General features: G+C 55.0%; 34 protein-coding genes and 1 pseudogene. 34 read left to right on the top strand and 1 reads right to left on the bottom strand.

The window, feature by feature from the left end; translation table 11 throughout:
- From QPL95_RS15385 to rplQ, 29 genes and pseudogenes are all read left to right on the top strand, one after another.
- A pseudogene (locus QPL95_RS15385) lies at positions 1–121 on the top strand (elongation factor Tu); the annotation flags it as partial.
- Between the two features lie 185 nt (positions 122–306).
- Positions 307–618 (top strand): 30S ribosomal protein S10, encoded by a 312-nt coding sequence (gene rpsJ, locus QPL95_RS15380; protein WP_041341420.1) that lies wholly within the window; start codon positions 307–309, stop codon positions 616–618.
- A gap of 76 nt (positions 619–694) precedes the next feature.
- A complete protein-coding gene (gene rplC / locus QPL95_RS15375) occupies positions 695–1,333 on the top strand; it encodes a 50S ribosomal protein L3 (protein ID WP_303291872.1) in 639 nt (212 codons plus the stop codon).
- An 11-nt stretch (positions 1,334–1,344) separates the two neighbouring features.
- Positions 1,345–1,950 (top strand): 50S ribosomal protein L4, encoded by a 606-nt coding sequence (rplD, locus tag QPL95_RS15370; RefSeq protein WP_303291871.1) that lies wholly within the window; start codon positions 1,345–1,347, stop codon positions 1,948–1,950.
- Positions 1,947–2,240, top strand: coding sequence for a 50S ribosomal protein L23 (rplW, locus tag QPL95_RS15365; RefSeq protein ID WP_303291870.1), 294 nt, complete (start codon positions 1,947–1,949; stop codon positions 2,238–2,240). Before rplD ends, rplW begins: the two co-directional genes overlap by 4 nt.
- Before the next feature lie 17 nt (positions 2,241–2,257).
- Complete coding sequence (rplB, locus tag QPL95_RS15360; RefSeq protein WP_303291869.1) at positions 2,258–3,085, top strand: 50S ribosomal protein L2; 828 nt, start codon at positions 2,258–2,260, stop codon at positions 3,083–3,085.
- A gap of 23 nt (positions 3,086–3,108) precedes the next feature.
- Positions 3,109–3,384, top strand: coding sequence for a 30S ribosomal protein S19 (gene rpsS, locus QPL95_RS15355; RefSeq protein ID WP_061333570.1), 276 nt, complete (start codon positions 3,109–3,111; stop codon positions 3,382–3,384).
- Between the two features lie 16 nt (positions 3,385–3,400).
- Positions 3,401–3,733 (top strand): 50S ribosomal protein L22, encoded by a 333-nt coding sequence (rplV, locus tag QPL95_RS15350; RefSeq protein ID WP_092016112.1) that lies wholly within the window; start codon positions 3,401–3,403, stop codon positions 3,731–3,733.
- 11 nt (positions 3,734–3,744) lie between these two features.
- Complete coding sequence (rpsC, locus tag QPL95_RS15345) at positions 3,745–4,425, top strand: 30S ribosomal protein S3 (RefSeq protein ID WP_303291868.1); 681 nt, start codon at positions 3,745–3,747, stop codon at positions 4,423–4,425.
- Positions 4,426–4,437: 12 nt separating this feature from the next.
- Complete coding sequence (rplP, locus tag QPL95_RS15340; protein WP_303291867.1) at positions 4,438–4,851, top strand: 50S ribosomal protein L16; 414 nt, start codon at positions 4,438–4,440, stop codon at positions 4,849–4,851.
- A complete protein-coding gene (gene rpmC, locus QPL95_RS15335) occupies positions 4,851–5,042 on the top strand; it encodes a 50S ribosomal protein L29 (protein WP_303291874.1) in 192 nt (63 codons plus the stop codon). Before rplP ends, rpmC begins: the two co-directional genes overlap by 1 nt.
- A gap of 1 nt (position 5,043) precedes the next feature.
- On the top strand, positions 5,044–5,310 hold the full coding sequence (rpsQ, locus tag QPL95_RS15330) for a 30S ribosomal protein S17 (RefSeq protein WP_303291866.1): 267 nt from the start codon (positions 5,044–5,046) through the stop codon (positions 5,308–5,310).
- 18 nt (positions 5,311–5,328) lie between these two features.
- A complete protein-coding gene (gene rplN / locus QPL95_RS15325) occupies positions 5,329–5,697 on the top strand; it encodes a 50S ribosomal protein L14 (RefSeq protein ID WP_007154005.1) in 369 nt (122 codons plus the stop codon).
- Positions 5,698–5,714: 17 nt separating this feature from the next.
- A complete protein-coding gene (gene rplX / locus QPL95_RS15320) occupies positions 5,715–6,035 on the top strand; it encodes a 50S ribosomal protein L24 (protein ID WP_303291865.1) in 321 nt (106 codons plus the stop codon).
- A 15-nt stretch (positions 6,036–6,050) separates the two neighbouring features.
- Positions 6,051–6,590 (top strand): 50S ribosomal protein L5, encoded by a 540-nt coding sequence (gene rplE / locus QPL95_RS15315; RefSeq protein WP_303291864.1) that lies wholly within the window; start codon positions 6,051–6,053, stop codon positions 6,588–6,590.
- Positions 6,591–6,602: 12 nt separating this feature from the next.
- Complete coding sequence (gene rpsN / locus QPL95_RS15310; RefSeq protein ID WP_303291863.1) at positions 6,603–6,908, top strand: 30S ribosomal protein S14; 306 nt, start codon at positions 6,603–6,605, stop codon at positions 6,906–6,908.
- 88 nt (positions 6,909–6,996) lie between these two features.
- Positions 6,997–7,389, top strand: coding sequence for a 30S ribosomal protein S8 (gene rpsH, locus QPL95_RS15305; protein WP_303291862.1), 393 nt, complete (start codon positions 6,997–6,999; stop codon positions 7,387–7,389).
- Positions 7,390–7,398: 9 nt separating this feature from the next.
- A complete protein-coding gene (gene rplF / locus QPL95_RS15300; RefSeq protein ID WP_303291861.1) occupies positions 7,399–7,932 on the top strand; it encodes a 50S ribosomal protein L6 in 534 nt (177 codons plus the stop codon).
- Between the two features lie 9 nt (positions 7,933–7,941).
- Complete coding sequence (rplR, locus tag QPL95_RS15295) at positions 7,942–8,289, top strand: 50S ribosomal protein L18 (protein WP_011784258.1); 348 nt, start codon at positions 7,942–7,944, stop codon at positions 8,287–8,289.
- A 12-nt stretch (positions 8,290–8,301) separates the two neighbouring features.
- Positions 8,302–8,802, top strand: coding sequence for a 30S ribosomal protein S5 (gene rpsE / locus QPL95_RS15290; protein ID WP_303291860.1), 501 nt, complete (start codon positions 8,302–8,304; stop codon positions 8,800–8,802).
- A gap of 4 nt (positions 8,803–8,806) precedes the next feature.
- Positions 8,807–8,995, top strand: a complete 189-nt coding sequence (rpmD, locus tag QPL95_RS15285; RefSeq protein ID WP_007153997.1) for a 50S ribosomal protein L30 — start codon at positions 8,807–8,809, stop codon at positions 8,993–8,995.
- Between the two features lies 1 nt (position 8,996).
- Complete coding sequence (rplO, locus tag QPL95_RS15280; protein WP_303291859.1) at positions 8,997–9,431, top strand: 50S ribosomal protein L15; 435 nt, start codon at positions 8,997–8,999, stop codon at positions 9,429–9,431.
- A gap of 17 nt (positions 9,432–9,448) precedes the next feature.
- Positions 9,449–10,771 carry a preprotein translocase subunit SecY gene (secY, locus tag QPL95_RS15275; protein WP_303291858.1) on the top strand — a complete coding sequence of 441 codons (1,323 nt, stop codon included), beginning with the start codon at positions 9,449–9,451 and terminating at the stop codon, positions 10,769–10,771.
- A gap of 31 nt (positions 10,772–10,802) precedes the next feature.
- Positions 10,803–10,916 carry a 50S ribosomal protein L36 gene (gene rpmJ, locus QPL95_RS15270; RefSeq protein ID WP_008174902.1) on the top strand — a complete coding sequence of 38 codons (114 nt, stop codon included), beginning with the start codon at positions 10,803–10,805 and terminating at the stop codon, positions 10,914–10,916.
- Positions 10,917–11,056: 140 nt separating this feature from the next.
- Positions 11,057–11,413, top strand: a complete 357-nt coding sequence (rpsM, locus tag QPL95_RS15265) for a 30S ribosomal protein S13 (protein ID WP_029655315.1) — start codon at positions 11,057–11,059, stop codon at positions 11,411–11,413.
- Between the two features lie 13 nt (positions 11,414–11,426).
- Positions 11,427–11,816 carry a 30S ribosomal protein S11 gene (gene rpsK / locus QPL95_RS15260; RefSeq protein WP_007153992.1) on the top strand — a complete coding sequence of 130 codons (390 nt, stop codon included), beginning with the start codon at positions 11,427–11,429 and terminating at the stop codon, positions 11,814–11,816.
- 18 nt (positions 11,817–11,834) lie between these two features.
- Entirely contained in the window at positions 11,835–12,455 is a 621-nt protein-coding gene (rpsD, locus tag QPL95_RS15255) for a 30S ribosomal protein S4 (RefSeq protein ID WP_303291857.1), read from the top strand.
- Positions 12,456–12,490: 35 nt separating this feature from the next.
- Positions 12,491–13,495 carry a DNA-directed RNA polymerase subunit alpha gene (rpoA, locus tag QPL95_RS15250; protein ID WP_303291856.1) on the top strand — a complete coding sequence of 335 codons (1,005 nt, stop codon included), beginning with the start codon at positions 12,491–12,493 and terminating at the stop codon, positions 13,493–13,495.
- Between the two features lie 33 nt (positions 13,496–13,528).
- Entirely contained in the window at positions 13,529–13,927 is a 399-nt protein-coding gene (gene rplQ, locus QPL95_RS15245) for a 50S ribosomal protein L17 (RefSeq protein WP_303291855.1), read from the top strand.
- Positions 13,928–14,248: 321 nt separating this feature from the next.
- Here the strand turns inward: rplQ and uvrA are convergent, their stop codons facing one another.
- The gene (gene uvrA / locus QPL95_RS15240; protein WP_303291854.1) at positions 14,249–17,068 is read right to left on the bottom strand and encodes an excinuclease ABC subunit UvrA; all 2,820 of its coding nucleotides are present in this window, start codon (positions 17,066–17,068) and stop codon (positions 14,249–14,251) included.
- Between the two features lie 181 nt (positions 17,069–17,249).
- Here uvrA and QPL95_RS15235 point away from each other — a divergent pair, with 181 nt between their 5' ends.
- From QPL95_RS15235 to gspM, 5 genes are all read left to right on the top strand, one after another.
- The gene (locus QPL95_RS15235) at positions 17,250–18,620 is read left to right on the top strand and encodes an MFS transporter (protein ID WP_303291853.1); all 1,371 of its coding nucleotides are present in this window, start codon (positions 17,250–17,252) and stop codon (positions 18,618–18,620) included.
- 56 nt (positions 18,621–18,676) lie between these two features.
- A complete protein-coding gene (gene ssb / locus QPL95_RS15230) occupies positions 18,677–19,213 on the top strand; it encodes a single-stranded DNA-binding protein (protein ID WP_303291852.1) in 537 nt (178 codons plus the stop codon).
- Positions 19,214–19,526: 313 nt separating this feature from the next.
- Positions 19,527–20,351, top strand: a complete 825-nt coding sequence (locus QPL95_RS15225) for a biogenesis protein MshI (RefSeq protein WP_303291851.1) — start codon at positions 19,527–19,529, stop codon at positions 20,349–20,351.
- Positions 20,348–20,965 (top strand): PilN domain-containing protein, encoded by a 618-nt coding sequence (locus QPL95_RS15220; RefSeq protein WP_303291850.1) that lies wholly within the window; start codon positions 20,348–20,350, stop codon positions 20,963–20,965. Before QPL95_RS15225 ends, QPL95_RS15220 begins: the two co-directional genes overlap by 4 nt.
- The gene (gene gspM / locus QPL95_RS15215) at positions 20,962–21,639 is read left to right on the top strand and encodes a type II secretion system protein GspM (protein WP_303291849.1); all 678 of its coding nucleotides are present in this window, start codon (positions 20,962–20,964) and stop codon (positions 21,637–21,639) included. Before QPL95_RS15220 ends, gspM begins: the two co-directional genes overlap by 4 nt.
- The last annotated feature ends 1 nt before the right edge of the window (position 21,640 follow it).

Raw genomic sequence — 21,640 nt, 5'->3', positions numbered from 1 at the left:
CAACGTTCAGATGGTTGTTACCCTGATCGCTCCGATCGCCATGGAAGATGGTCTGCGCTTCGCGATTCGCGAAGGTGGCCGTACCGTTGGTGCCGGCGTGGTTGCCAAGATCATCGAGTAATCTGCTCGTTTGATCAGGAAAAAGGGGCTGAAAACTCAGCCCCTTTTTCTGTTTAAGTCGCAAAGCTGGCCTGACTGGTCTGCTGCCAACGGCAGTTGACACGGTTGGGTATTATGCATACAATGCGGCTCCTTTTTTTGAAGGTCGGCTAACTAGTAGCTGCTACGAGTGGAGTTTGGTGCATTATGCAAAGCCAAAAAATTCGAATCCGGTTGAAGGCGTTTGATTATCGCCTGATCGACCAGTCCACACAGGAGATTGTCGATACCGCTAAGCGTACCGGCGCTCAGGTGCGTGGACCTATCCCTCTGCCGACGCGGAAGGAAAAGTACACGATTCTGGTTTCCCCGCACGTCAATAAAGACGCGCGTGATCAGTATGAAATTCGTACGCACAAGCGTTTGCTCGACATCGTTGAGCCGACGGAAAAGACAGTGGATGCTCTGATGAAGTTGGACCTGGCAGCAGGTGTAGACGTTCAGATCAGCCTCGGCTAATACCATTCCGGTATTGGTGTGTGTAACTGTCATAGGCCATAGAGGGTGCGAGCCCCGTACACTTAAGAGGTGAAACATGGCAATTGGTGTTGTCGGTCGTAAGGCCGGTATGACCCGTATTTTTACGGATGATGGGCAGGCGCTGCCTGTAACGGTAATTGAGGTTGAGCCCAACCGCATTACCCAACTTAAAACTCTCGAAAACGACGGCTACCGTGCAGTGCAGGTAACCGTAGGTTCTCGTCGTTCCTCCCGTGTTACCAAGGCGGAAGCCGGTCACTACGCAAAAGCTGGTGTTGAAGCTGGTCGTGGTTCCTGGGAATTCCGTCTGGCTGATGGTGAAGGCGAAGAGCTGGCCGCTGGTGGCGAGCTTACTGTCTCTGTATTCGAAGACGGTCAGGTGGTTGATGCCATCGGTCGTTCCAAGGGTAAAGGTTTTCAGGGCGGTGTTAAGCGCTGGAACTTCTCCATGCAGGACGCTACTCACGGTAACTCCCTGTCTCACCGTGCTCCGGGTTCCATTGGTCAGAACCAGACTCCGGGTAAGGTATTCAAGGGTAAGAAGATGGCCGGTCAGATGGGTAATGCGCAGGTTACTGTGCAGAACCTCAAGATTGTCCGTGTCGATACCGAGCGCAACCTGCTGCTGGTAAGTGGTGCCGTACCTGGCGCAACTGGCGGCGATGTTGTCATCAAGCCTGCAGTCAAAGCCTGAGGAGCGGTGCGATGGAATTGACAATTACTGGTAGCGGCAAGGGAATCTCTGTTTCCGACGCTGCATTTGCCAAAGATTTTAATGAAGCTCTGGTTCACCAGGTGGTGACTGCCTATATGGCAGCTGGCCGTCAGGGTACCAAGGCTCAAAAAACACGTTCCGAAGTCAGTGGCGGTGGTAAGAAGCCTTGGCGTCAGAAAGGTACTGGCCGTGCTCGTGCCGGTACTATCCGCAGCCCGATCTGGCGCTCCGGTGGCGTAACGTTTGCGGCCAAGCCCCGTGACTACGAACAGAAAGTTAACCGTAAGATGTACCGTGCGGCGATGTGTTCCATTCTTTCTGAGCTGGTCCGTCAGGAGCGCTTGGTGGTCGTTGATGAAATCAGTGTCGACTCCCCCAAGACCAAGGCGTTTACCGTCAAGCTCGCAGAGCTGGGTGTTTCGAATGCCCTGATCCTGTCCGAGAATGTTGAGCAGAACCTGCACCTCGCTTCCCGTAACATCCCGCATGTGGACGTTCGCGATGTGGCCGGTCTGGATCCAGTCAGCCTGGTTGCCTACGAGAAAGTCGTGGTGACTGTTCCCGCTCTGAAGAAGATCGAGGAGATGCTGGGATGAATCAGGAACGTATCTACAAGGTCCTGTTGGGGCCGCACGTATCAGAGAAAGCGTCTCGCGTAGCAGAGAGTGGACAGGTGGTGTTTCGTGTCGCCCCTGACGCCACCAAGCCCGAGATCAAAAAAGCCGTTGAGCAGCTGTTCAACGTCACCGTAGAAGGTGTTCAGGTTCTGAACCGTAAGGGTAAGCTCAAGCGCACTATCCGCGGGTTCGGCAAGCGTAATGACATTCGCAAGGCTTACGTTAAGCTGGCAGAAGGTCAGGACATCGATTTTCTGGATGTGGAATAAGGTAAAGGGGTCGTAATATGCCGATCGTCAAGACCAAACCAACATCTGCCGGACGCCGTCACGTTGTAAAGCTTTACAACCCGGATTTGCACAAAGGGCGCCCTTACGAGCCGTTGGTAGAATCAAAGAGTAAGTCTGGTGGCCGTAACAATGTTGGTCGCATTACTACTCGTCACATTGGTGGTGGCCACAAGCAGCACTACCGAGTTATCGATTTCAAGCGGACAAAAGATGGTATTCCTGCGGTTATTGAGCGCCTGGAATACGATCCTAACCGCTCTGCGCACATCGCACTGCTGAAGTACGCCGATGGCGAGCGTCGCTACATCATCGCTCCTAAAGGTGTTCAGGCTGGTGATCCTGTGCGTTCCGGCGTCGACGCGCCGATTAAGGTGGGTTCCACATTGCCGCTCCGGAATATTCCGGTTGGTTCTGTGATTCACTGCGTCGAACTCAAGCCTGGCAAAGGTGCTCAGCTGGCTCGCTCTGCGGGCGCATCCGTACAGCTGGTTGCTCGGGAAGGGGCGTATGCCACCATCCGCCTGCGTTCAGGTGAAATGCGTAAGGTGCTTGTAGATTGCCGCGCAACGTTGGGCGAAGTGTCCAACAGTGAGCACAGTCTCAAGCAGCTTGGTAAAGCGGGTGCATCACGTTGGCGCGGTAAACGTCCAACAGTACGTGGTGTTGCTATGAACCCAGTTGACCACCCGCATGGTGGTGGTGAAGGGCGTACCTCTGGCGGGCGTCACCCGGTTACTCCGTGGGGTGTTCCGACCAAAGGGCATAAGACTCGTAAGAACAAACGTACTGACAAGATGATAGTACGTCGTCGTTCGGCCAAGTAAACGACTACATAGAGGTAATTGCTGTGCCACGTTCTTTAAAGAAAGGTCCTTTTATAGACCTGCATCTGTTGAAGAAGGTCGAGGCAGCTCTGGAAACAAGTGACAAGCGGCCCATTAAAACCTGGTCCCGCCGGTCAACGATTTTTCCAGAGATGGTAGGCCTGACCATTGCAGTCCACAACGGCAAGCAGCACGTGCCGGTTTATGTCACCGAAGATATGGTTGGACATAAGCTGGGTGAGTTCGCGGCAACGCGTACTTATCGTGGTCATGCGGCCGACAAGAAAGCTAAACGCTGATTCTGAGGTAATAGAAATGGAAGTAGCAGCCAAGTATAAGGGCGCTCGCCTCTCAGCTCAGAAAGCGCGTCTTGTCGCTGACCAAGTACGCGGCAAGGCTGTTGAGGACGCCCTGAACATTCTGACTTTCAGCCCTAAGAAGGCGGCGGTAGTTATCAAGAAAGCTCTTGAATCTGCCATTGCCAACGCTGAGCACAACGAAGGTCTGGACGTAGATGATCTGCGGGTTTCCACCGTTATGGTGGATGAGGGCCCAACGCTCAAGCGAATCAAAGCTCGAGCCAAGGGGCGCGCTGACCGTATTATGAAGCGCACCTGTCATATCACCGTCAAGGTCGCCGACAAGTAGGAGATGCTCAGATGGGTCATAAAGTAAATCCAACCGGCATGCGCCTGGGTGTGATCAAAGAGCACAACTCAGTATGGTATGCCGATAAAAAGGACTACGCGAAGAATCTGCTGAATGATATTCAGGTTCGCGAGTTCCTCGACAAGCGTCTGGTTAAGGCGTCTGTCAGCAAGATCGTGATCGAGCGCCCTGCGCAGAATGCCCGGATCACGATCCATACCGCCCGCCCCGGTATTGTTATCGGAAAGAAGGGTGAAGATGTTGATCGTCTGCGTCGTGAAGTCAGCGACATGATGGGTGTGCCTGTGCACATCAACATCGAAGAAGTCCGCAAGCCGGACCTGGATGCCCGCCTGGTCGCGCAGAACGTCGCCGGTCAGCTGGAGCGTCGTGTGATGTTCCGCCGCGCTATGAAGCGTGCGGTTCAGAATGCCATGCGCCAGGGTGCCAAGGGTATCAAGATTCAGGTTGGCGGTCGTCTTGGGGGTGCTGAAATCGCACGTTCCGAGTGGTATCGCGAAGGTCGTGTACCTCTGCACACACTGCGTGCAGATATTGATTACGCAACCTACGAAGCGCATACCACTTACGGCGTTATCGGCGTCAAGGTATGGATCTTCAAAGGTGAGATTCTTGGTGGTATGGAACAGGTCCGTGCTGACAAGAAAGCCTCTGGAAAGAAAGGCAAGTAAAGGGGCACTCTTATGCTGCAACCAAAACGCACCAAATTTCGCAAGGTAATGAAAGGCCGTAACACCGGTCTTGCTCAGCGCGCTAACAAGGTGAGCTTCGGTGAATACGGATTGAAAGCGACAACCCGTGGACGTATAACTGCGCGCCAGATCGAAGCAGCGCGTCGTACCATGACTCGTCGTATCAAACGGGGCGGTAAGATCTGGATTCGGGTTTTCCCGGATAAGCCGATCACCGGTAAGCCGCTTGAAGTACGGATGGGTAAAGGTAAGGGTTCTGTCGAGTATTGGGTGGCAGAAATTCAGCCAGGCCGCATGTTGTATGAAATGGAAGGTGTATCCGAGGAAATTGCTCGTGAAGCCTTCACTCTGGCGGCGGCCAAACTGCCTGTACAGACCACCTTTGTAACGAGGACGGTGATGTGATGAAAGCAACAGAGCTGCGTGACAAGTCCGTTGAGGAGCTGAACAGCGAGCTGATCAACCTCCTGAAGGAGCAGTTCAACCTGCGCATGCGTAAGGCGACGGGTCAGCTGAATCAGTCTCACCTCCTCGGCAACGTGAAACGTGACATTGCGCGCGTTAAAACGGTAATGAATGAAAAGGCAGGACAGTGACATGACCGAAGCTACCCAAACTGCCAGAACTCTGAGCGGGAAGGTCGTGAGCAACAAGATGGATAAGTCCATCGTGGTTCTGGTAGAGCGTCAGGTGAAACACCCTCTGTACGGTAAGTACATGAAGCGTTCAACCAAGATCCATGCGCACGATGAAAGCAATCAGTGCAACATCGGCGACATCGTAACCATCGAGGAAACCCGTCCGGTCTCCAAGACCAAGAGCTGGGCTCTGGTTGAGGTTACTGAACGCGCGTCCAAGGTGTAATTCGCCCGGAGAACAACCATGATTCAGACTCAAACAATGCTTGAAGTCGCAGATAACAGCGGTGCACGTCAAGTTATGTGTATCAAGGTCCTGGGCGGATCTCACCGGCGTTATGCCAGCGTAGGGGATATCATCAAGGTGACCGTTAAGGAAGCCATCCCGCGCGGCAAGGTGAAGAAAGGCCAGGTCCTCAAGGCTGTAGTCGTTCGTACCCGCAAGGGTGTGCGTCGTCCAGACGGGTCGCTGATCCGTTTTGACGGTAACGCGGCGGTACTTCTGAACAATCAGGACGCGCCCATTGGTACCCGTATCTTCGGACCGGTTACCCGTGAGCTGCGTAACGAAAAGTTCATGAAGATTATCTCACTGGCACCCGAAGTACTTTAAAGGACCAGAGGCCGGTTATGAAAAAGATCAAACGAGATGACGAAGTTATCGTCACCACGGGGAAAGACAAAGACAAACGTGGTAAAATCCTGAAGGTTCAGGATGATGGTCGCGTGATCGTTTCTGGCATCAATATGATGAAGAAGCACACGAAACCTAACCCGATGCTTGGCACCCCTGGTGGTATCGTCGAAAAAGAAGCGCCTATCCAGGCTTCCAACGTGGCTATTTTTAATCCGCAGACCGGCAAGGCCGATCGTGTTGGCTTCCAGATCAAGGAAGACGGTACTAAAGTGCGGATCTTCAAGTCCACGAACGAACCTGTCGATAACCAGTAAGCGGTGGTGGTTACGATGCTTAACATGAAAGAGCAGTACTCAAAGGAAGTGGTACCCGCCCTGCAGAAAGAGTTCGGCTACAAGAACATCATGCAGGTTCCGCGTATCGAAAAAATCACCCTGAACATGGGTGTTGGCGAAGCAGTTGGCGACAAAAAGCTGATTGAGAATGCCGTCGCAGATCTTGAGCGTCTGGCAGGTCAAAAAGTTGTTGTCACCAAGGCTAAGAAATCTGTAGCGGGCTTTAAAATCCGTGAAGGTTGGCCGATTGGTTGTAAAGTGACCCTGCGCGGTGAGCGTATGTGGGATTTCTTTGATCGCCTGGTTCACATTGCGGTTCCCCGCATTCGTGACTTCCGTGGCCTGAATCCGAAATCCTTCGATGGTCGCGGTAACTACAGCATGGGTGTTCGTGAGCAAATTATCTTCCCTGAGATCGAGTACGACAAAGTCGACAAGATCCGCGGGCTGGATATCACCATCACCACCTCTGCCGATACCGACGACGAAGGTCGCGAACTGTTGAAAGCCTTTGGCTTTCCGTTCAAGAAATAAGGAACGAGTGACATGGCGAAGGTTTCCATGAAAAACCGTGAGCTCAAGCGCGAGCAGACTGTGGCTAAATACGCAGCCAAGCGCGCCGAGCTCAAGGCGATTATCAAGAACCCGAATACCAGCGAAGAAGAGCGTTGGGATGCGCAAATGAAGCTGCAGCAGCAGCCTCGTGATGCGAGCCCTTCACGTCTTCGGAATCGTTGCCAGGTAACGGGTCGCCCGCACGGCGTATTGCGCAAGTTCGAACTTTCACGGATTAAACTCCGTGAGTACGGCATGCGCGGTGACGTTCCGGGACTGACCAAAGCAAGCTGGTAAGGCAGGCATCCTGACCCCGGTCAGGTGCCCGTTGGTAAGCGGTGCGGCGCGCCGCTGCACAACTAAAAAGATCAGGAGACTCATTGAAATGAGTATGCAAGATACGCTTGCGGATATGTTTACCCGTATCCGTAATGCCCAGATGGCACAGAAGGCCGATGTGGTCATGCCATCTTCAAAGATGAAGATCTCTGTAGCCCAGGTCCTTAAGGACGAAGGTTACGTTGGAGATTTTTCTGTTTCAGCTGACGCGAAGCCCGAGCTTACGATCAATCTGAGATACTTCGGCGGCAAGCCGGTTATCGAAGAAATCAAGCGGGTCAGTCGTCCGAGTCTGCGCCAGTATAAAGGCGCTGGGGAACTGCCGAAGGTATCCGGTGGTTTGGGAGTCGCGATTGTCTCAACGTCCAAGGGCGTTATGACAGACCGCGCCGCACGTGCTGCTGGCGTGGGTGGCGAAGTCATCTGCACCGTATTCTAGGAGAATCACATGTCCAGGGTTGCCAATAATCCTGTCGTGCTGCCTTCCGGTGTTGAGGTCAAGCTGAACGGACAGGAAATTAACGTTAAGGGCTCCAAGGGAGCACTTCAACTCACCATTCACCAAGCGGTTGAAGTAAAGCAGGAAGAGGGAACTCTTCGCTTTGCGGCCCGTGATGGTGCAAAACAGTCCCGCGCTCTTGCTGGTACTACTCGTGCGCTGGTTAATAACATGGTTTCCGGCGTGGCCAATGGCTGGGAGCGTAAGCTTCAGCTGACGGGCGTAGGCTACCGTGCTCAGGCGCAAGGTAAGAAGCTCAATTTGACTCTGGGTTTTTCCCACCCGGTCGAATACGAGCTGCCCGAGGGTGTTACCGCTGAAACTCCGTCCAATACGGAAGTTGTGATTCGCGGTATCGACAAGCAACAGGTTGGCCAGGTCGCTGCAGACATTCGCGCGTTCCGTCCGCCCGAGCCTTATAAGGGCAAGGGTGTTCGTTATGCGGATGAGCAGGTCAGACGCAAAGAAGCCAAGAAGAAATAAGGCGGGACTATGAGCGCGAATAACGAAAGACTGCGTCGCGCACGTAAAGTGCGCATGAAGATTCGTGAGCTGGGTACTGACCGTCTGTGCGTTCACCGCACGCCGCGTCATATGTACGCCCAGGTTACAACTGCAGATGGCAGCAAAGTGCTGGCCACTGCCTCCACGTTGGATAAGGAACTGCGCCAGGGTGCAACCGGTAACGTGGACGCCGCCAAAAAAGTAGGCCAGCTGATTGCTGAGCGTGCCAAGGCGGCAGGCATTGAGAAGGTCGCTTTTGACCGCTCAGGTTACCGTTATCACGGCCGCGTACAGGCTCTTGCCGACGCTGCTCGTGAAGCTGGCTTGCAATTCTAAGAGGTGGAGAAGATGAGCGTTAACGAACAGAAGGCGCCTGAGCTCCAGGAAAGGCTGGTTCAGGTAAACCGCGTCGCTAAAGTGGTTAAAGGTGGTCGTATTTTCGCCTTCACCGCACTGACAGTCGTGGGTGATGGTAAAGGTCGTGTTGGTTTCGGTCGTGGTAAGGCCCGGGAAGTTCCGGTTGCCATCCAGAAGGCCATGGAAGCCGCTCGCAAAAACATGGTAGATGTGGCCCTCGACGGCAGCACGCTGCAGTATCCGGTTCGTGCCCAGCACGGCGGCTCCAAGGTATACATGCAGCCAGCGTCTGAAGGTACTGGTGTAATTGCCGGTGGTGCGATGCGTGCGGTGCTTGAGGTTGCAGGCGTGCACAACGTACTGTCCAAGTGCTACGGATCTACCAACCCGGTGAACGTAGTACGTTCCACCATCAAGGGTCTGCAGGCGATGAAAGCGCCTGAAGATATTGCAGCCAAGCGCGGTAAATCCGTCGAAGATATCCTGGGTTGAAGTCATGGCGAACGCAAAAACGATCAAAGTAACTCTGACCCGCAGCCCGATCGGCTGTCAGCCTAAGCACAAGCTGTGTGTGAAGGGCCTGGGTCTTCGTAAAATCGGTCACACCGTTGAAGTGGAAGATACGCCTTCCATTCGCGGCATGATCAACCGGGTTAATTACCTGGTACAGGTTGAGGAGAACTGAGATGCGTCTGAACGAACTTGCTCCGGAACCTGGTTCACGTCCCGTCGCTCGTCGCGTAGGTCGTGGCATCGGTAGCGGTCTCGGAAAAACCGGCGGTCGTGGTCATAAAGGTCTGAAGGCCCGTTCCGGTGGCTCTGTAGCCCCTGGTTTCGAGGGTGGTCAGCAGCCTCTGGCTCGTCGTCTGCCGAAATTCGGTTTCACCTCTCGTCAGCAGCGTTACGTTGCTGAGATTCGCCTGAACGAACTGGCGAAGGTAGACGGTGATGTGGTCGATCTGGCCGCACTGAAGAAAGCTGACATCATTCGCGAAGAAATTCGTGTTGCCAAGGTTATGCTGTCTGGCGAGCTGGACCGCGCAGTAACCGTGAAAGGGCTACGTGTCACTAAAGGCGCACGCGAGGCAATCATTGCCGCGGGTGGGAAAGTCGAAGACTAAGACGAGTCGAGGACTAAATGGCCAAGACAGCATCATTGCCTGCGGGCGCCGGAAAAGGATTTGCAGAGCTGCGTTCGCGGCTCTGGTTTGTCTTTCTGGCGCTGTTGGTTTACCGCATCGGTGCTCATATCCCGGTGCCAGGTATCAACCCTGACCGTTTGGCGGCATTGTTTGATCAGAATCAGGGAACCATTCTGAGTCTGTTCAACATGTTTTCCGGTGGTGCGCTTGAGCGCATGAGTATTTTCGCACTCGGCATCATGCCGTATATCTCGGCCTCGATCATCATGCAGCTCATGACTGCGGTCAGCCCGCAGCTTGAGCAGCTGAAGAAAGAGGGTGAATCTGGTCGTCGCAAGATCAGCCAGTACACACGGTATGGTACGGTTATCCTGGCCCTGGTTCAGGGCTTTGGTATTTCGGTAGGGCTTGCCTCTCAGGGCGTCACCTTTAACGATAGTTTCAGCTTCCACTTTGTGGCGGTTGTTTCCTTTGTGTGTGGTGCCGTCTTTATGATGTGGCTTGGTGAGCAGATCACCGAGCGTGGCATTGGTAACGGTATCTCTCTGCTTATTTTCGCAGGTATCGTTGCGGGCTTGCCGGGGGCCATCGGTCAGACCCTGGAGCAGGCGCGGAACGGCGAGATGAGCTTGCTGGTGGTGCTTGGTATTGGTGTTCTGGCGATTGCCGTCGTTGGCTTTGTGGTGTTTATGGAGCGCGGTCAACGCCGCCTGACCATTAACTACGCCAAGCGGCAACAAGGTCGTCAGGTGTTTGCTCAGCAGTCCAGCCATTTGCCTCTCAAGGTCAACATGGCCGGTGTTATTCCGCCGATCTTTGCGTCATCTATTCTGTTGTTCCCTGCATCGCTGGGGCAGTGGTTTGGCCAGGGCGAAGGTATGGAGTGGTTGAGCGACATCTCCCAGGCATTGGCTCCCAGTCAGCCGTTGTATATCATTCTGTTCGCAGCAGCAGTGGTGTTTTTCTGCTTCTTCTATACAGCCTTGATGTACAATCCCAAAGAAGTTGCGGATAACCTCAAGCGTTCCGGCGCGTTTATCCCGGGCATCCGCCCAGGAGAGCAGACTGCCAAGTACATCGATGGTGTACTGACCCGTCTGACGTTGTTCGGGGCTATGTATATTGCAGCGGTGTCCCTGTTCCCTCAGTTTCTGATGGTTGCGGGTAATGTACCTTTCTATCTTGGTGGTACATCACTGCTGATTGTTGTAGTCGTGGTGATGGATTTCATGGCCCAGGTACAGTCGCACCTGATGTCGCATCAGTATGAATCGCTGATGAAGAAATCCAATCTCAAGGGCTATGGACGGAACGGCTAATAGTCGTTCCCCTTGAAAACTGGAGTCGACAATGAAAGTACGCGCTTCGGTAAAGAAAATTTGCCGTAACTGCAAAGTAATTCGACGCAATGGCTCAGTGCGAGTCATCTGCTCGGAGCCTCGCCACAAGCAGCGTCAGGGCTGATTCTCACGAATCAAACCTGACATTGTAAAAGGGGTTCGGAATATGGCGCTTGACTCGTACGCGGGTCAAGCGCTATTATTTCGCGCCCTTTTTGTGGCGGAAAATTCACACAGCAAAGCTTTGAACGCGGAGTAATTTGGATGGCACGTATAGCCGGTGTCAATATACCCGATCACAAACATGCTGTTATCTCGCTGACCTACATCTTTGGTGTTGGCAAGACAACAGCCCAGAAGCTTTGCGATGCTACCGGCGTTAAGCCGGACGTCAAGGTCAAAGACCTTAGCGACGAGCAGCTTGAAGCACTTCGTACTGAAGTGGGCAAGTTTACCGTCGAAGGCGATTTGCGTCGTGAAGTACAGATGAACATCAAGCGTTTGAAGGATCTCGGTTGCTTCCGTGGTCTGCGCCATCGTCATGGGCTTCCAGTCCGTGGTCAGCGCACCAAGACCAACGCCCGCACCCGTAAAGGTCCTCGCAAACCTATTCGTAAGTAACAGGTAGGCAAACATGGCAAAGCCAGGTACACGTACCCGTAAAAAGGTGAAAAAGACGGTTGTTGATGGCGTCGCGCACATTCACGCTTCCTTCAACAACACCATCGTGACCATTTCGGACCGTCAGGGCAACGTATTGTCCTGGGCCACCTCTGGTGGTTCTGGTTTCCGCGGCTCACGTAAGAGCACACCTTTTGCTGCGCAGGTAGCAGCTGAAAGAGCCGGTAATGCGGCTGCTGAATACGGCCTTAAAAACCTGGACGTAGAGGTTAAGGGTCCTGGGCCCGGACGTGAATCTGCAGTTCGCGCGCTGAATGCGTGTGGCTACAAGATCACTAACATCACTGATGTGACGCCGATTCCCCATAACGGCTGTCGTCCGCCCAAAAAGCGCCGCGTCTAACACAGGAGACAGTGAAATATGGCTCGTTATATAGGCCCGAAGTGCAAGCTGTCTCGTCGTGAAGGGACAGATCTTTTTCTGAAGAGCGGTGTTCGCGCGCTCGATTCAAAGTGCAACATCGAGACTCCGCCGGGTATGCACGGCGCGCGTCGCGGTCGTCTGTCCGAGTACGGCGTTCAGCTTCGTGAGAAGCAGAAAGTTCGTCGGATCTACGGCGTGCTTGAGAAGCAATTCCGTAACTATTACAAAGAGGCTGCCCGCCTGAAGGGTGCAACCGGTGAAAACCTGCTGCAACTTCTGGAAGGTCGTCTGGATAACGTTGTATATCGCATGGGCTTTGGTTCTACCCGTGCGGAGTCCCGTCAGCTCGTGTCTCACAAAGCGATTCTGGTGAATGACAAGCCGGTTAACATCCCGTCTTATCAGGTCAAGCCAGGCGACGTTGTGAGCCTGCGCGAAAAGGCGAAGAACCAGTTGCGCGTTAAAGGCGCTCTGGATCTTGCTGGTAGCCGCGCTGCGGTGAGCTGGGTAGAGGTTGACGCCAATAAGATGGTCGGCGTTTACAAGTCAGTGCCTGAGCGTACTGAACTGCCTGCCGACATCAACGAGAACCTCATCGTCGAGCTTTACTCCAAGTAAAGCCCAGTTAGCAACGATAGCAGATAGGGGCGTCTATGCAGCGTTCAGTACATGAGTTATTGACACCTCGTACCATTGACGTGAAAGAATCTGGTGCTACGCGTGCCAAGGTGACGCTGGAGCCGCTTGAACGCGGTTTCGGCCATACCCTGGGCAGTGCGCTTCGCCGTATTCTTCTGTCTTCGATGCCGGGCTGCGCCGTAACTGAAGCACAGATCGACGGTGTCCTGCACGAGTACAGTGCCATCGAGGGTGTCCAGGAGGACGTCATTGAGATTCTTCTGAATCTTAAGGGCGTCGCCGTAAAGATGAACGGCCGTGATGACACTGAGCTGACACTCAGCAAGAAGGGCCCGGGTGTAGTGACTGCCGGCGATATCAAGCTGGACCACGATGTGGAAATCGCTAACCCGGAGCACGTGATCTGTCACCTGAGCGAAAACGGTGAGTTGAACATGCGTTTGCGTGTTGCTCGTGGTCGTGGCTATGAGCCGGCTGACCAGCGTGGCCTGGACGAGGACGAAACTCGTGCCATCGGACGCTTGCAGCTTGATGCTACGTTCAGCCCGGTTCGCCGAGTGGCTTATGCCGTGGAAAGCGCGCGGGTTGAGCAGCGTACAGATCTGGACAAGCTGGTTATTGACCTGGAGACCAACGGTACGATCGATCCGGAAGAAGCAATTCGCCGGGCCGCGACTATCCTCCAGCAGCAACTGGCGGTGTTCGTTGATTTCGATCATGAAAAAGAGCCAGAGCGTGTAGAAGAAGAGGAAGAAATTGATCCGATTCTGCTGCGCCCGGTTGATGATCTGGAATTGACTGTACGATCAGCTAACTGCTTGAAGGCAGAAAACATTTACTATATCGGCGATCTTATTCAGCGCACGGAAGTGGAGCTGCTGAAGACGCCTAACCTTGGCAAAAAGTCGCTGACCGAGATCAAGGACGTTTTAGCGTCCCGTGGTCTGTCTCTGGGTATGCGTCTTGATAACTGGCCGCCGGCAAGCCTTCGTGGTGATGACCGGGTTCTGGGCGGTTAATCGCCGATTAGTTTAAGGTAAGGAATCAGAGCAATGCGTCATCGTAAGAGTGGTCGTAAGTTCAACAGGACCAGTGCGCATCGCAAGGCCATGTTCCGTAACATGACTGCGTCACTGGTTGAGCACGAGCTGATCAAAACGACGCTCCCGAAAGCTAAAGAGCTGCGTCGGGTAGCTGAGCCGTTGATCACGCTCGCAAAGAATGATTCGGTTGCGAATCGCCGTCTGGCGTTCGCGCGCCTGCGTAGCGATGCAGCGGTAGCCAAGCTCTTTAATGAGCTGGGCCCCCGTTACAATGAGCGTCCGGGTGGATATCTTCGTGTCCTGAAGTGCGGCTTCCGCGCTGGCGACAATGCCCCTATGGCATTTGTTGAGCTGGTCGGTCGTCCTCTGGACATCGAAGCTGAAGAAGTGGACGAAGGCGAAGAGTAAATTCTTCGTTTAGTCCTGAAAAAACCGGGTTCCGAAAGGGCCCGGTTTTTTTGTGGCTCCGTTTTGGCTCGGGCTCTTAGGTTGCGGGTTTTGGGGCTGGTCAGGGGGTGTGGGTAAAGTTTCTTTGGAAAAACAACTCGCTCCGCTCAGACATCTTTTTCCGGCAGAAACTTTACCCGCACCCCCTGACCGTCCGGTCTTCCGAGGACTGCCTTTGTTAACAAAAGGCCTTATTTTTTAGGGTCCTTTCGTGGTTTTCGTGGCCAAAAACGTCCTTGTCTTTATCTTTCCGTGTTCTTCAGTGGATTCCGTGGCCAAAATTTATTTCAGCATCGGCTTCAGATAATGCCCAGTATGTGACGCCGGATTATCAGCCACCTCCTCCGGAGTTCCCTCGGCAATAATCTGCCCGCCACCGGAACCACCCTCTGGTCCTAAATCCACTATCCAGTCCGCCGTTTTGATCACGTCCAGGTTGTGTTCGATTACCACAATGGTGTTGCCGTGGTCCCGCAGCCGTTGCAGTACGTTCAGCAGCTGTTGGATGTCGTAGAAGTGTAGGCCCGTTGTCGGCTCGTCGAGGATGTAGAGGGTTTTTCCGGTATCGCGCTTGGACAACTCTTTGGCGAGTTTGACGCGCTGGGCTTCGCCACCGGACAAAGTGACGGCGCTCTGGCCCAGGCGGATGTACGACAAGCCTACATCGATCAGGGTCTGCAGTTTGCGCGCGAGGAAGGGTACGGCGTCGAAAAACTCCCGGCCTTCCTCGACGGTCATGTCGAGCACTTCGTGGATATTTTTGCCTTTGTAGCGTACTTCCAGGGTTTCTCGGTTGTAGCGTTTGCCTTTGCAGATGTCGCAGGGCACGTACACATCTGGCAGGAAGTGCATCTCCACTTTGATCACGCCGTCGCCCTGGCAGGCTTCGCAGCGGCCGCCTTTGACGTTGAATGAAAAGCGGCCGACTTTGTAGCCTCGTGATCGGGCTTCCTGGGTGCCGGCAAACAGTTCCCTGATGGGTGTGAACAGGCCGGTATAGGTTGCGGGGTTAGAACGGGGAGTGCGCCCAATCGGGCTTTGGTCGATGTCGATGACTTTGTCGAGATGATCCAGCCCCTTGAGGTTTTTGAAGGGCGCGTGATCCAAGCTTGTGGCTTTGTTCAATTTTGCGGCAGCAACGGGATAAAGTGTGCTGTTGATCAGGGTCGATTTGCCGGAACCTGAGACGCCGGTGATGCAGGTCATCACGCCCAGAGGGAGTGTCAGGGTCACGTCCTGAAGGTTGTTGCCGGTGGCGCCGGTCAGTACCAGTTCCTTGCCGTTACCTTTATTGCGTGTGGCGGGTATGGCTATTTCTTTTTCGCCGCTGAGGTATTGGCCGGTGAGCGAGGCTTTGTTGGCGATGATGTCGGCGGGTGTTCCGCGCGCAACGATGTGCCCACCGTGGACGCCTGCACCTGGGCCGATATCGATAACGTAGTCGGCGGCTCGTATGGCGTCTTCGTCGTGTTCGACCACGATTACCGTGTTGCCAAGGTCGCGAAGATGGGTGAGCGTGGCAAGTAGCCGGTCATTGTCCCGCTGATGCAGGCCGATAGATGGCTCGTCCAGAATGTACATCACGCCGACGAGTCCGGCTCCGATCTGACTGGCGAGTCGAATACGCTGGGCTTCGCCGCCGGAGAGTGTGTCCGCGCTGCGTTCAAGCGTCAGATACTCCAGGCCTACGTTGACCAGAAATTGCAGGCGCTCCCTGACTTCTTTCAGAATCTTGTCTGCAATCTCGCCTCTGCGGCCGGGCAGGGAGAGCTCGCCAAAATAGTGATGGGCGTCACCTACCGGCATGTGGGTGATGTCCGGAAGGTTCTTGTCCTGGATGAATACGTGGCGTGCGCTGCGCCTAAGCCTGGAGCCCTGGCATTCGCGGCAGGGCTGGGTGCTGAGGTTGCGTGCCAGTTCTTCGCGCATACTCTGGGATTCGGTTTCCCTGTAACGTCGCTCTAGGTTAGGAAGTATGCCTTCAAATGGGTGGGCTTTCTCCATAATCTGGCCGCGGGAGTTTACGTAGCGGAAGACAATATCCTCGGTGCCGGAGCCGTGGAGGAGTACTTCCCGGAAAGGCTCGGGGAGTTTCTCCCAAGGTGTTTCCAGGTCGATTTGATAATGCTCAGCAACGCTGGTCAGCATCTGAAAATAGTAGACAGCCCGCCGGTCCCAGCCTTTGATGGCGCCAGAGGCCAGGGTGGCTTCCGGGTGCTGCAGGATTTTTTCCGGATCAAAGAACTGTCGAACCCCCAGGCCGTCGCACGTAGGGCAGGCGCCGGCCGGGTTGTTGAATGAAAATAGCCGGGGCTCTAGTTCACTTAAGGAGTAGCCGCATTGGTTGCATGCGTAGCGGGCGGAAAAGGTATGCTGCTCACCTTCGCCTGTCATGGGCGCGACCAGGGCGATGCCATCGGAAAGCTCAAGTGCAGTTTCGAAGCTTTCTGCCAGCCGCTGTTCAAGCCCGGGTTTGACTTTGAAGCGATCAACCACCACGTCAATCTGGTGTTTCCGCTTTTTGTCGAGGGCGGGTACATCATCAATATCGTAGACGGTACCGTCGACCCTCAGGCGGATGAAACCCTGGCTACGCATGGTTTCGACGACTTGCAGGTGCTCGCCCTTCCGGTCACGGATGATCGGCGCCAGAATCATCAGCTTGCTGTCTTCCGGCATAGCCAGTACCTGGTCGACCATTTGGCTGACTGTTTGTGCTTCCAGAGGCTGATGGTGGTCCGGGCACCGGGGTTCCCCTGCGCGGGCGAAAAGCAGTCTCAGGTAGTCGTATATCTCGGTGATGGTGCCGACGGTTGAGCGCGGGTTGTGGGACGTGGACTTCTGTTCGATCGAGATGGCAGGAGACAAACCTTCAATGTGGTCAACGTCCGGCTTTTCCATCATTGACAGGAATTGTCGGGCATAGGTGGACAATGATTCCACGTAGCGCCGCTGGCCCTCTGCATATAGCGTATCAAAAGCCAGTGACGACTTACCCGAGCCGGAAAGCCCGGTAATCACAATGAGCTTGTCCCTTGGCATATCCAGGTCGATATTCTTCAGGTTGTGGGTACGTGCGCCCTTGATCTGGATATGGTCCATAACACCTCGCTTGGGTAAAAACGCCCATTATATCGGTTTCGGGTGCCGCCGGCGAAACTGTGCTCCGTGGCTCTGATGCATCCCGTTGTGAGTAGTCCCGTCATTCTGCTGGTTCTGGTACAATGCGCCGCTCGCGGCCTCAGGCTGCACATCACATTCACCCAGTCCGGCACGGGTTAGCATGAACGCGCTTGAAAAACGCTCAGTAGTCGCTCTGGCTTCGGTATACGCCATGCGTATGCTGGGCCTGTTTATGGTCATGCCGGTTTTTGTCCTGCTGGGAAGTGATCTGCAGGGAGCGACTCCCGCTTTGATTGGCTTTGCCATCGGTGCTTACGGTCTGAGCCAGGCGTTGCTGCAGATTCCGTTCGGGCTTTTGTCCGATCGTGTCGGCCGCAAACGCATGATCTACATTGGCCTGATCCTGTTTGCGGCCGGTAGTGTGCTTGCTGGCGCCACCGATTCCATATACGTAGTTATTGCCGGGCGGATCCTTCAGGGCGCCGGGGCCATCGCCAGCGTTCTGATGGCGATGCTCAGCGACCTCACCCGCGAAGAACAGCGTACCAAGGCGATGGCGACGGTTGGCATATCCATCGGACTGTCATTTTCAGTATCGCTGGTGCTCGGGCCGCTGCTGGGTTCCGCCTGGGGCCTGTCAGGCATTTTCTACACTACGGCGGTGCTGGCTGTCCTCGCACTGGTGGTGGTTGCCAGGGTTGTACCCACGCCACATCAGCATAAAGTGAGTGCTGATACCCATCCAGCCCGTGAAATGGTTGGCCGGGTGTTGGCCGATGGCCGGTTGCTGCGGCTCGACTTCGGTATTTTCGTCCTGCACTTTGCGCTGACGGCGCTGTTCCTGGTGTTTCCTACCATGCTGCAGGATGAGTTGGGACTCGCTGCCACTTCGCACTGGTGGTTTTACCTCACGGTGATGATCACCTCCTTTTTTGCCATGGTGCCTTTTATCATCATTGGTGAGAAAAAACGGAAGATGAAGCCGGTACTGTGCGGCGCCATTGCGCTGCTGGCGATCGCGACGGCAGCGCTTACCGGTGCGGAGCAAAGTCTTGGCGTGGCGTGGGCCGTGCTATTCTTTTTCTTCATGGCGTTCAACTTGCTGGAGGCCAGTTTGCCTTCGCTGATCAGCAAAGAGGCGCCGGCTGCCAGCAAGGGAACGGCGATGGGCGTGTATTCCACCTCCCAGTTTTTTGGTGCTTTTCTTGGCGGCGCGCTGGGTGGTTACCTGTTGCAGTCAGCGGGGATCGATGGCGTGCTTTGGCTGATGGCAGGAGGCTTGGCGGTCTGGCTGCTGGTCGCGCTCTCAATGCCCGCCCCCAGTTATACGACCAGTTTCGTGGTGCAGCTTCAGAGTGCGGTTGCTATGAGGTTTGATGAGATTGACCAGCGCCTGCGCAATTTGCCTGGCGTTGAGGACGTGGTCATTGTGGAAGAGGCGGCCATGGCCTATTTGAAGGTGGATCGTCTGCATTTTCATGAAGATCAGCTTGCGCGCTTTGAATTTGTGCGGCAGGGTAACCATTCTTAAACACAGGGTGACTGCACGGATCGCAGTTGTTCGGCGAAATATATCAGGAGCAGATAATGGCACGTGGCATAAACAAGGTAATTCTTATCGGCAATCTGGGGCAGGACCCGGATACCCGTTACACCCCGAATGGCAATGCGGTTGTTAACCTCAACCTGGCGACCGATGAAAGCTACAAAGACCGTCAGTCTGGCCAGCTGGTGCCAAGAACAGAGTGGCATCGGGTGGTTCTGTTCGGAAAGGTGGCCGAGGTCGCAGGGCAGTATCTGCGCAAGGGCTCGAAGGTTTATATCGAAGGCCGACTGCAAACCCGCAAATGGCAGGGGCAGGATGGCCAGGATCGTTACACCACTGAGATTGTGGTGGATATCAACGGCCAGATGCAGATGCTGGATAGCCGTGGCGGTGAAGGCGGGATGAATCAGGGTGAACCCCAGGGGCGTCCGCAACAGCAGCAGCAATACAATGCGCCGGCCCAGCAGCAAGGTGGCCAGGCTCAGTCGACGGGTGGTTACAGTAATGCGCCTTCCCAGCAACAGGGTGGTGGTATGCCTGAGCCCATTGACGACTTTGATGACGACATACCCTTCTAGTCAGAATCTGACGCTGAAAAGAGCCCGTGCTGTAGCGCGGGCTCTTTTGTATCAGAGTTGCAAAATTTCCGTGAAATGCGTCAAAAAAACTTGGAGTTACGCTCAATTTCTCAACTATTATGTAAGAATGTGTACAGTTTGCTGATCTTTTGAGCGTTTCAGGATTTTACCGTCAGGCCTGAGAGCCCCGAATACGTTTAAGGAATTCATGCCCCTGAGCTCTGTCGTTAATTTATTCAAGCGAATGTTTCGCCGCACTGGTTCGGTGCCCTCAGTATGCCTTGAAGTTCGTCCTGATGGCATAGCTTGGGCCGTGGCATCGGGCAATCCCGGGCAGCAGTCCGGGTTTGCAGAAAGTTTGCCGGCCAAGCGGCAGGAAACACTGGATAAACTGGTTTCTGAGCAAGGTTGGGCCGGCTCTCCGGCCGTTCTGGTGTTGCCGCTGGAGCAATATCAGGTGTTTCAGGTGGAGCGCCCGGAAGGGATAGATGACAGCGAGCTCGCGGATGCCTTGAAGTGGAAGCTCAAGGATTTCCTTGATTTCAGTCCCACGGAAGCGGTTACCGATATTTTCGGATTCCCTGAAGACGCTTCCCGCGGCCGGGGCCCGCTGGTGAACGTGGTGGCAGCACGAAAGTCACTGGTCCAGGACTTGATCTCTCTGGTTGCGGGCGCAGGCCTGGAGCTGGAGCGGATCGACATTGCAGAGCTGGCCTTGAGAAACCTGGCCTCGCGGCTGGATACCAGTAATCGTGGTGTGGCGCTGGTTCACCTGAAAGACCGTTACGGCCAAATGGTGATTTGCCGTGGCGACATTCTGTACTTGTCCCGAAGGCTGGACGTAGCCCATGACGACCTGCGCGATGCTGCCAAGCAGGAGAATGCGGTTCAGTCGCTGGCGCTGGAAATGCAGCGTTCGATGGATTATTTCGAAAGTCAGCTGGGGCAGGTGCCTCCGTCTTCGATTCGCCTTGTCGCTCATGACGCGGTGCTGCCTCTTAGCTCCATGCTTTCCTCTTATGTCGCAGCCAATATTGATACGCCAGACTGGTCCGTGTTCGGCCTGGAACAGGATCTCGATAGCCGGTGCCTGCCCGCCTGGTGCGCAGGCCTTGTCAGCGAGAGGCAGGCCCCATGAATCAGCAGGTGAATTTATACACCGCAGAGCTGCGGCCACAACGGCAAAAGCTCAGTGCTCGCTCAGCACTGGCGTTGGCGGTATTGGTATTGCTGGCGGTAGCCGGACTAACGGGCTGGGAGCATTGGCAGAACCAACAGCTCGACACCCGGATTGCGGCAGTGGAGCGCCAGAACCAAAGCCTGGAGCAGGCGATTGCGACTATGGCCAGCCAAGTGGAAGCCAGAAAGCCCGACCAGGAGCTGGAAGCGGCTCTGGAGCGGGTGACTGAAACCATTGTTCGCCGGCAACGGCTTCTCGAACGGGTTGAAGGGCTGACGGCCGGGGGCGATGCCGGCTTCTCCGGACGGCTTGCCGCTCTGGCTCGGCAGATTCCGGATGATCTATGGCTGACCTATGTGCATTTGCGCGCAGAGCCCGCAGCCATGCGAATTGAAGGCCAGACCCGTTCCGCGGAGCGGGTACCTGGCTATCTGGCATCGCTCGGCCAGGAACCTGCGTTTATAGGTGAAACGTTCAGCGACTTTCTGCTCAGTCGGCCGGAAGAAGGTGCTGGCCGCAACTGGGTTGAGTTTCGGGTTGCAACCAAACAAAGCGGGGAGGCCGGCCAGTGAACGGTCTTCGGGAACGACTTGCCCAGGCGGAAGCCTGGTATAACGAACGTCCGATCCGGGAGCGTGTTCTCATTCTGGTGACGGCATGTGTGCTGGTGTTTGTAATTGCCTGGGAGTTGCTGATGGCTCCGGTTGAGGCGCAACAACAACAGCTGACCAATCGTATGCAGAGCCTGTCTGCCACTCGGGACAGCTTGCTCGATGAGCAGGAAATGCTAAGCAACCGGCTGGCCAACGACCCGTCAGCCGAGCTTCGAGAGCGCCTGGCGGCCCGACAGGATCGCCTGGATAAGCTGGACCAACAGATAACCAAGACCACCGGGCAGTTGATAGCACCGCGAGACATGGTCTCCCTGTTGCGGGACATCCTCGCGGCTCAGGATGGGCTGGAGCTGGTATCCCTGGAACTGAAAATGCCGGCCCCTGTCTACGATCAATCGGGCGAAAGGCCGGACAATGAGCCCAGGCCGGAGCCGCTCTTGTATGCCCACGATGTGGAGCTCAAAATCCGTGGGGGATACCTGACGGTTATGCATTACCTTGAGCGATTGGAAGAGATGGATGAGCGCATTGGCTGGTTGCAGCTGGATTACGATGCCGGAGAATGGCCCAAAGGTGAAGCGACCATTACGGTGAGAACCCTCAGCCTCGATGCTGCGTGGCTGGGAGTGTGAT

This window comes from Marinobacter sp. SS5-14b, from assembly GCF_030541005.1.
Lineage (GTDB): Bacteria > Pseudomonadota > Gammaproteobacteria > Pseudomonadales > Oleiphilaceae > Marinobacter.
This window is presented reverse-complemented; position numbering and strand designations above follow the sequence as displayed.

Excerpts from the sequence above, each read along its gene's own strand:
- rpsJ (WP_041341420.1), top strand. The coding sequence starts at position 307 with ATGCAAAGCCAAAAAATTCGAATCCGGTTGAAGGCGTTTGATTATCGC.
- rplC (WP_303291872.1), top strand. The coding sequence starts at position 695 with ATGGCAATTGGTGTTGTCGGTCGTAAGGCCGGTATGACCCGTATTTTT.
- rplD (WP_303291871.1), top strand. The coding sequence starts at position 1,345 with ATGGAATTGACAATTACTGGTAGCGGCAAGGGAATCTCTGTTTCCGAC.
- rplW (WP_303291870.1), top strand. The coding sequence starts at position 1,947 with ATGAATCAGGAACGTATCTACAAGGTCCTGTTGGGGCCGCACGTATCA.
- rplB (WP_303291869.1), top strand. The coding sequence starts at position 2,258 with ATGCCGATCGTCAAGACCAAACCAACATCTGCCGGACGCCGTCACGTT.
- rplV (WP_092016112.1), top strand. The coding sequence starts at position 3,401 with ATGGAAGTAGCAGCCAAGTATAAGGGCGCTCGCCTCTCAGCTCAGAAA.
- rpsC (WP_303291868.1), top strand. The coding sequence starts at position 3,745 with ATGGGTCATAAAGTAAATCCAACCGGCATGCGCCTGGGTGTGATCAAA.
- rplP (WP_303291867.1), top strand. The coding sequence starts at position 4,438 with ATGCTGCAACCAAAACGCACCAAATTTCGCAAGGTAATGAAAGGCCGT.
- rpmC (WP_303291874.1), top strand. The coding sequence starts at position 4,851 with ATGAAAGCAACAGAGCTGCGTGACAAGTCCGTTGAGGAGCTGAACAGC.
- rpsQ (WP_303291866.1), top strand. The coding sequence starts at position 5,044 with ATGACCGAAGCTACCCAAACTGCCAGAACTCTGAGCGGGAAGGTCGTG.
- rplN (WP_007154005.1), top strand. The coding sequence starts at position 5,329 with ATGATTCAGACTCAAACAATGCTTGAAGTCGCAGATAACAGCGGTGCA.
- rplX (WP_303291865.1), top strand. The coding sequence starts at position 5,715 with ATGAAAAAGATCAAACGAGATGACGAAGTTATCGTCACCACGGGGAAA.
- rplE (WP_303291864.1), top strand. The coding sequence starts at position 6,051 with ATGCTTAACATGAAAGAGCAGTACTCAAAGGAAGTGGTACCCGCCCTG.
- rpsN (WP_303291863.1), top strand. The coding sequence starts at position 6,603 with ATGGCGAAGGTTTCCATGAAAAACCGTGAGCTCAAGCGCGAGCAGACT.
- rpsH (WP_303291862.1), top strand. The coding sequence starts at position 6,997 with ATGAGTATGCAAGATACGCTTGCGGATATGTTTACCCGTATCCGTAAT.
- rplF (WP_303291861.1), top strand. The coding sequence starts at position 7,399 with ATGTCCAGGGTTGCCAATAATCCTGTCGTGCTGCCTTCCGGTGTTGAG.
- rplR (WP_011784258.1), top strand. The coding sequence starts at position 7,942 with ATGAGCGCGAATAACGAAAGACTGCGTCGCGCACGTAAAGTGCGCATG.
- rpsE (WP_303291860.1), top strand. The coding sequence starts at position 8,302 with ATGAGCGTTAACGAACAGAAGGCGCCTGAGCTCCAGGAAAGGCTGGTT.
- rpmD (WP_007153997.1), top strand. The coding sequence starts at position 8,807 with ATGGCGAACGCAAAAACGATCAAAGTAACTCTGACCCGCAGCCCGATC.
- rplO (WP_303291859.1), top strand. The coding sequence starts at position 8,997 with ATGCGTCTGAACGAACTTGCTCCGGAACCTGGTTCACGTCCCGTCGCT.
- secY (WP_303291858.1), top strand. The coding sequence starts at position 9,449 with ATGGCCAAGACAGCATCATTGCCTGCGGGCGCCGGAAAAGGATTTGCA.
- rpmJ (WP_008174902.1), top strand. The coding sequence starts at position 10,803 with ATGAAAGTACGCGCTTCGGTAAAGAAAATTTGCCGTAACTGCAAAGTA.
- rpsM (WP_029655315.1), top strand. The coding sequence starts at position 11,057 with ATGGCACGTATAGCCGGTGTCAATATACCCGATCACAAACATGCTGTT.
- rpsK (WP_007153992.1), top strand. The coding sequence starts at position 11,427 with ATGGCAAAGCCAGGTACACGTACCCGTAAAAAGGTGAAAAAGACGGTT.
- rpsD (WP_303291857.1), top strand. The coding sequence starts at position 11,835 with ATGGCTCGTTATATAGGCCCGAAGTGCAAGCTGTCTCGTCGTGAAGGG.
- rpoA (WP_303291856.1), top strand. The coding sequence starts at position 12,491 with ATGCAGCGTTCAGTACATGAGTTATTGACACCTCGTACCATTGACGTG.
- rplQ (WP_303291855.1), top strand. The coding sequence starts at position 13,529 with ATGCGTCATCGTAAGAGTGGTCGTAAGTTCAACAGGACCAGTGCGCAT.
- uvrA (WP_303291854.1), bottom strand. The coding sequence starts at position 17,068 with ATGGACCATATCCAGATCAAGGGCGCACGTACCCACAACCTGAAGAAT.
- QPL95_RS15235 (WP_303291853.1), top strand. The coding sequence starts at position 17,250 with ATGAACGCGCTTGAAAAACGCTCAGTAGTCGCTCTGGCTTCGGTATAC.
- ssb (WP_303291852.1), top strand. The coding sequence starts at position 18,677 with ATGGCACGTGGCATAAACAAGGTAATTCTTATCGGCAATCTGGGGCAG.
- QPL95_RS15220 (WP_303291850.1), top strand. The coding sequence starts at position 20,348 with ATGAATCAGCAGGTGAATTTATACACCGCAGAGCTGCGGCCACAACGG.